The following is a 6,051-nucleotide window of genomic DNA, read 5'->3' on the forward strand; positions in this document are numbered from 1 at the left end:
GGCCGCGCAGGCCCACCGCGCCGCCCTCGGCCAGCCGCACCGGCCAGCCGGTGCCGTCGGGCCGGCTGCCCAGGGCGCGCAATTCGCCGGTGTCGATCAGGATGTCGCCCAGCCTCTCGGCCTCGAGCAGCGCGGCAACGCNCGTTCAGCGTCAGGGCCATCCCCGGCTCCAGCGTGATGCGCGCCGCGTCCAGCCGCACCCGCTCCCAGCCGGTGCGCGCCAGCGCCGCGCGACGCTCGTCCGCGGTGGGGCGGCGGCCGGCCAAGGCGGCCTCGGCCCAGAGCGACCAGAGCGGCTGCACGGTCGGGTCGAACAGCCCGCCGCTGGCGCGATGCACCGTGCCGGCCAGCGACAGGCATTCCAGCAGTTCGAAGGGCGGCGCCTCCAGCGCGGCTTCGCGGTTCAGCCGCGACAGGGCGCTGTCGGGGCGATAGAGGCTGAGGATGCCTTCCAGCCGGTCGATCTCGGCCAGGCAGCGGGCGGTGATCGCCTCGGCCTCGGGGTGGTCGATGCGGATCGAGGCGCGGGCGCCAAGCGCCTGCCCGACCCAATGCCGGCCGGGCTGGGCACGCGGGGCCGCGGGCGCAAGCGCCACGGCGGCGGTGATGGTCAGAAAGCGACGGCGGGACAGGCTCATGTCGCGGGCTCCTTGGGTTGGCTCAGCGCGCGCAGGCGGTTGATGAAATCGGCTTCCGTGCTGCCGTCGGGCACGGTCTCCTCGGGCGCCAGCACCATCTCGTCGGGGATCGCGTCCAGCCGCATCACCTGCCCGCCCTGCGCGGCGACGAAGGCATCGGCGGCCTCGCGGCTGGAAAAGGGCACCGCCTCGGGCGCGCCCATGCCGCCGACCTGGACCGAGCCCATGACGAAGAAGGCGTCCTTCGCCTCGATCCAGTTGCCCTGCCCCGGCTCTTCCCAGGTCGCGCCGGGCGCGCCCATGTCGTTCACCTGGATGGCCAGGATCGGGTGGCTTTGCTCGGGCATCCTGGCATAGGCGATGGCGTCGCGGACCTGGCTGAAGAACAGCGGCGTGCCCGGCATCCCCTCCAGATGCACCTGCGCCTTGGGGCCGGGATGCTCCAGCAGGTTCATCTGGCAGAAATGGCCCAGCGTCTGGGCGTTCATCTCGACCGGCGTGGTGTCCTGTGCGACCTCCTCGCGGCAGGCGGCAAGGCCCAGCAGCAGCACCAGCAGCAGCGCATGTCTCATGGCGTGACCTTTCGGAATGCGGCAATGGCAAGGCCAAGCGCGGCCAGCGGCCAGGCCAGGACCGACAGCGCCGATTGCCAAAGCGGGATGGTCGCGGCGGCCCCGCCGACGCCGGCAGCGGCGGCGGTGGCCTGGGCGGCCGAGAGGTTGAACAGGCGGAAGGCGTCGGCCGGGTTCGCAAGCAGCGCGACCGGCAGCACCTCGGTGGTGAAGCCGCCGCCGCCATCGGCGACGATCAGCGCCAGCAGGGCCAGGTCGTAAAGCACCACCAGCCCCAGCCACAGCCCGACCGCCAGCCCGGCCGCGCCCGAGGGCCGGCGCGCGATGCTGGACAGCGCATAGCCGGCGCCCAGGAAGGTCGCGCCCAGCAGGGTCGAGCTCCACATCAGCCGCCACAGCGCCGGAAGCCCCGCGGTCGAGGCCGGATCGCTCCAGACCGCCGCCAGGGCCGCCGCGCCGTAGCCCGCGCCCACCGCCAGCGCCAGAATCGCCATATGCGCGACCAGCTTGCCGGCCAGCACCTCGGCCCGCGCCACGGGATAGGTCAGCAGCAAGGGCAAGGTGCCGCGCTCGACCTCGCCGGCGACGGCATCGAAGCTCATCAGCAGCGCCAGCAGCGGCACCAGGTAGACGGCAAGCGAGGTCAGCGAGGCGACGACGACCGACAGCCGGTCGGCGCCGATGTCGCCGGTGGGCGCGGCACCCGCCGCCGCCAGCACCAGCGCAAAGACCACCATCAGCGCGGTGGCGATGGCGACCCAGCGGTTGCGCCGCGCGATGCGGAACTCCAGCGCCGCGGTGGAAAGGATGCGGCGGATCATTGCCCGTCCCTCCGGCTGAAATAGCTGTAGATGTCCTCGAGGCTGGGCGGGATCACGTCCAGGTCCGCGACCTGGCCGCCAAGCCCGGCGATGCGCGCCAGCAGGCCCAGCTTTTCGTCCTGCGCGCAGGCCAGGTGCAGCGTGCCGTCCCCCGCCAGCCGCGCCTGCGGCAGCGCGGCGGCCAGCGCCTCGGCCGCGCCGGGCGCCGGGACCACGGTCAGCCCCACCGGCAGGGCGGCGCGGCGGCGCAACTCGGCCAGCGTGCCCTCGGCCACCAGCCGGCCCTGCGACAGGATCAGGATGCGGTCGGTGCGGGCCTCGACCTCGGTCAGCACATGCGAGGACAAGAGGATCGCCGCCCCCTCGGCCGCCAGCCCATCGAGCAGCGCATAGAAGTCGCGCCGCGACACCGGGTCGAGCCCCGAGGTCGGCTCGTCCAGAACCAGAAGCCGCGGCCGCCCGATCAGCGTCTGGGCCAGGCCGACGCGCTGGCGCATGCCCTTGGAATAGGTGCCGATGCGGCGGCGCGCGGCCTTGGCCAGCCCCACCCGCTCCAGCAGTTCCATGGCCCGGCGCGGGCTTTCGCCGCGCAGGGACAGGTAGTGGCGGATCTGCTCCTCTCCGGTCAGGGCCGGGTGGAAGGCGGCGTTTTCCGGCAGATAGGCCACCTGCATCCGCGCCTGGGCCGAGCCGGGCGCGGCGCCGCAGACCCGGACCTCGCCCGCGTCAAAGGGGATCAGGCCCAGGATGATCTTCATCATCGTAGACTTGCCCGCGCCGTTATGGCCCAAAAGCGCGACGCGCATCCCCGGCCCCAGGTCCAGCGAGACCTCGGCCAGCGCCTCGACGGTCTGGAAGCGCTTAGTGAGACGTGAGATCGTCAGGGTCGATGTCATCGTAGGTTCCTTTTGCCCAACGCCCCGCGACCTCGGCCTCGTAGGCCGCGATCTCGGGCGGGACGGGGATGGTCAGGGGTCGCATCAGGGGCGCGCTGTCCTGCACGCCGCCCGGCAGGGTGGCGGGAAAGCTCTGCTGGCTCCAGCGGATCAGCTGCACGGCGGGGGCGCCGGTCAGAAGCGCGGCGGCGGGCTGCGACCACAGGATATGGTCCATCAGGTCGTTGGGGCGATAGACGCCGTCGGCGATGCCGTCGCCGTTCAGGTCGAAGCCCGGATGGTCGGACCAGAAATTGCCGCGCCCCTCGTGGCTCCATTCGATATGGCGGGTGCCCACGTATTTCACCTGCTCGCGATTGCCGACAAAGGCGTTTGCGGTCAGCACGTTGCGCTCGGACCCGGCGGTGAAGTGGATGCCGATGCCGCAATCCTGGAAGCGGTTGTCCCAGATCAGGTTCTTGTGGGCGTTATAGATGAACAGGCATTTCTTGGTGCCGCCGCGGATCAGGTTGCCGGTCACGTCGGCATTGTTGGCATAGTTCAGCATCAGCCCATGCTCGCGGTCGCCCAGGCTGCGGTTGTCGCGGATCACCGCCCGGTCCGAGAACATGATGGCGAAGCCCAGGTGGTTGCCGATGCTGACATTGCCCGACACCTCGGTGTTGCGGGTATACATGAAATGCACGGCAAAGCGCAGGTCGCGAAACAGATTGTCGCGATAGGCGCTGTCGCCGCTGGCGTTCGAGAAGATGCCGTCGCGGCCGTAGCGGACGGAATTGCCCTGCACCAGCGTGCCGGGGCTGTTCCAGACATAGATGCCGTTGCCGCGCTCGTTCATGCGTGGGTCGCGGGTGCCGATGATCTCGTTGCCGACGACCTGGGCGTCGCGGCCGCCATGCACGTCAATGCCGTGCATGTTCCCGGTCAGCCGCAACTGCCGCACCTGCGCCCGGTCGGCGCCCTTGAGGATCTTGACCCCGGCGTCCAGATCCTTGTTCGCCATGCCCGAGCCGGTGACGGAAAAGCCCTGCAAGGTGACGTCGGGCGCGGCGATGGTGACGACCGTGCCCCGTCCCTGCCCGTCCACCACCGCGGCACGGCTGCCGGTGACGGTCAGGGGCCGGTCGATGGCGACGGGGCCGGCATGGACCCCGTCCTGCAGTCGCAGCACATCGCCGGGGGCGGCCCCGGCGATGGCTTGGGCAAGGCTGCCCTGGCCCGGCGCCACGACATGCTCGGCCGCAAGCGCGGGACAGGCAAGCAGCAGGGCAAGGGCAAGGGTCAGCAGGCTGCGCATGGGATCAGGCCGCCTTCGGCTCGACCATCATGCGGCCGCGCATTTCCATGTGCAGCGCATGGCAGAACCACTGGCAATAATACCAGTACACCCCCGGATTGGCAGCGACGAAAGTCACCGACGAGGTCTGCTGGGGCGAGATCTCCATGGCGACACCGTGGTTGCCCATGGTGAAACCGTGGGTCAGGTCGTCGATCTCGTCAAGGTTGGTGACGATGACCGTGACCTCGTCGCCCTCGGTGACGGTGAAGCTTTCGACCGAGAAGCTGGGCGCGACGCTGGACATGTAGACCCGCACCTTGTTGCCGTCGCGGATGATCTGGTCGGTCCATTCGTCGATGTTGACGCCGTCGGCCTCGGCCTGCTTGCGGGTTTCGGCCCACATGGGATCGTTGCGGTCCCAGACCGACTTGATGACGCTCGACATGATCGAGGGATGCACGGCGATGGCGTCATGCGGCTCGGCAAAGGTCGGGCCGTCATGGACCAGCACCATCTTGTCGCCCGAGATGTCGATCAGCTGGTCGTTTTCCGGCTTCAGCGGCCCGACGTTCAGGAAGCGGTCCTTCGAGAACTTGGACAGGCAGACCATCCAGTCGTTGCTGGCGTCCAGCGTCTCGCCCATCACCGTCTTGAGGTGGCCGGGCTGGTAATGCACGTCGATCTTGTCCTTGATCGGATCGACCTGCTCGCCGGCATAGGCGCGGATCGCCTCCTCGATGTTCCACTTGACCACCTGGCTGTCGAGAAACAGCGAGGTATAGGCGTTGCCGCGCCCGTCGAAGGCGGTGTGCAGCGGGCCCAGGCCCAGTTCCGGCTCGGCCACCACGGCGCTGCGCGGATCGGCATTCTCGTTGAACACCGCGTCGAACCTGGTCACGTCCAGCACCGTCACCGTGGGCGACAGCTTGCCCGCGACGACCAGGTGCTTCTTGTCCGGAGCCATGTTGCAGCCATGCGGGTTGTTGGCGATCGGGATGTAGCGGGTGAACTGGCTGTTCGCCTCTTTCCGGCCGTCCAGCACCTTGCAGCCGTTGATCTCTTCAAAATTGCCGGCCTCGATGGCCTTTTCGATCTCGGCGATGTTGAAGACCACGACATGGTCCATCTCGGCTTCGGTCATCTCGGGCAGGGTCATGCCCATCTCCGAGTTATACGAGGTCGAGAAGGCCCATTTGCCCTCGTAATCGGCATCGCAGTTGTCGAGGTTGCCCGAGACCAGCACCTGCCAGGCGACTTCCCACTTGTCGGCATCGACGGCGGTGAAGACGTTCACATAGGTCGAGATGTCGTCCATCGTGGTGCCGTCGTTGATCAGCGGCGCCTCGTCCTCGCCGTTGCAGAACACATAGTTGCTGCGCGGCCATTTCTGCGGGCGCAGGCCGTGGATGGCCTTGGCGTTCGGCACCTCCAGGATGGCGTCGCATTTCATCACGTCGCAGCGCACCCGCGCCACGCGGGTATTGGCCTTGTCGTTCATGAACAGGAAGCGGCCGTCATACTTGCCCTCGGTAAAGGACATGTGGACGTGGTGCAGGTCGCCGTTGTCGTGGATGCGCTTGCCGTTGGCGGCAAGGTGCTTCCTGGTCCGCTCGGTCATGGTGCGTTCGTGGATGAGGATCGACTCGTTGGTGATGCCCCAGCCGGTGGCCGAGCAGCGGTTGAAGACCGGCACCCGCATCAGCTCGCGCATCGAGGGAACGCCCAGGATGCGCAGCTCGCCGGTCTGGCCCGAGGACCAGAAGCCGTAATAGTCGTCCAGCTGGCCCGGCGCGACCGCGCCGTCGCCGCTGGCGGCCAGCGCCGCGCCGCTGCCGGCGGCGGTGG

6 protein-coding genes are annotated in these 6,051 nt (G+C 68.9%); all 6 read right to left on the minus strand.

Features of this window, described 5'->3' with window-relative positions; translation table 11 throughout:
* On the minus strand, window positions 1–638 hold a 638-nt coding region (locus tag FE811_RS25400), incomplete at its 3' end, for an FAD:protein FMN transferase (protein ID WP_255469849.1).
* Entirely contained in the window at window positions 635–1,210 is a 576-nt protein-coding gene (locus FE811_RS25405) for a nitrous oxide reductase accessory protein NosL (protein WP_116220738.1), read from the minus strand. The genes FE811_RS25405 and FE811_RS25400, both read right to left, overlap by 4 nt.
* Window positions 1,207–2,031, minus strand: a complete 825-nt coding sequence (locus tag FE811_RS25410; protein ID WP_116220737.1) for an ABC transporter permease — start codon at window positions 2,029–2,031, stop codon at window positions 1,207–1,209. Before FE811_RS25410 ends, FE811_RS25405 begins: the two co-directional genes overlap by 4 nt.
* Window positions 2,028–2,927, minus strand: a complete 900-nt coding sequence (locus FE811_RS25415) for an ABC transporter ATP-binding protein (protein ID WP_116220736.1) — start codon at window positions 2,925–2,927, stop codon at window positions 2,028–2,030. The genes FE811_RS25410 and FE811_RS25415 overlap by 4 nt, the downstream gene beginning before the upstream one ends.
* The gene (locus FE811_RS25420; protein ID WP_116220735.1) at window positions 2,893–4,224 is read right to left on the minus strand and encodes a nitrous oxide reductase family maturation protein NosD; all 1,332 of its coding nucleotides are present in this window, start codon (window positions 4,222–4,224) and stop codon (window positions 2,893–2,895) included. The genes FE811_RS25415 and FE811_RS25420 overlap by 35 nt, the downstream gene beginning before the upstream one ends.
* Window positions 4,225–4,228: 4 nt before the next feature.
* Window positions 4,229–6,051 (minus strand): TAT-dependent nitrous-oxide reductase (gene nosZ / locus FE811_RS25425; protein WP_140849291.1); only part of this gene is annotated, 1,823 nt, incomplete at its 5' end.

Origin of the sequence: Paracoccus sp. FO-3, assembly GCF_006386455.1 — a bacterium.
Taxonomy (GTDB): Bacteria; Pseudomonadota; Alphaproteobacteria; order Rhodobacterales; family Rhodobacteraceae; genus Paracoccus; species Paracoccus versutus.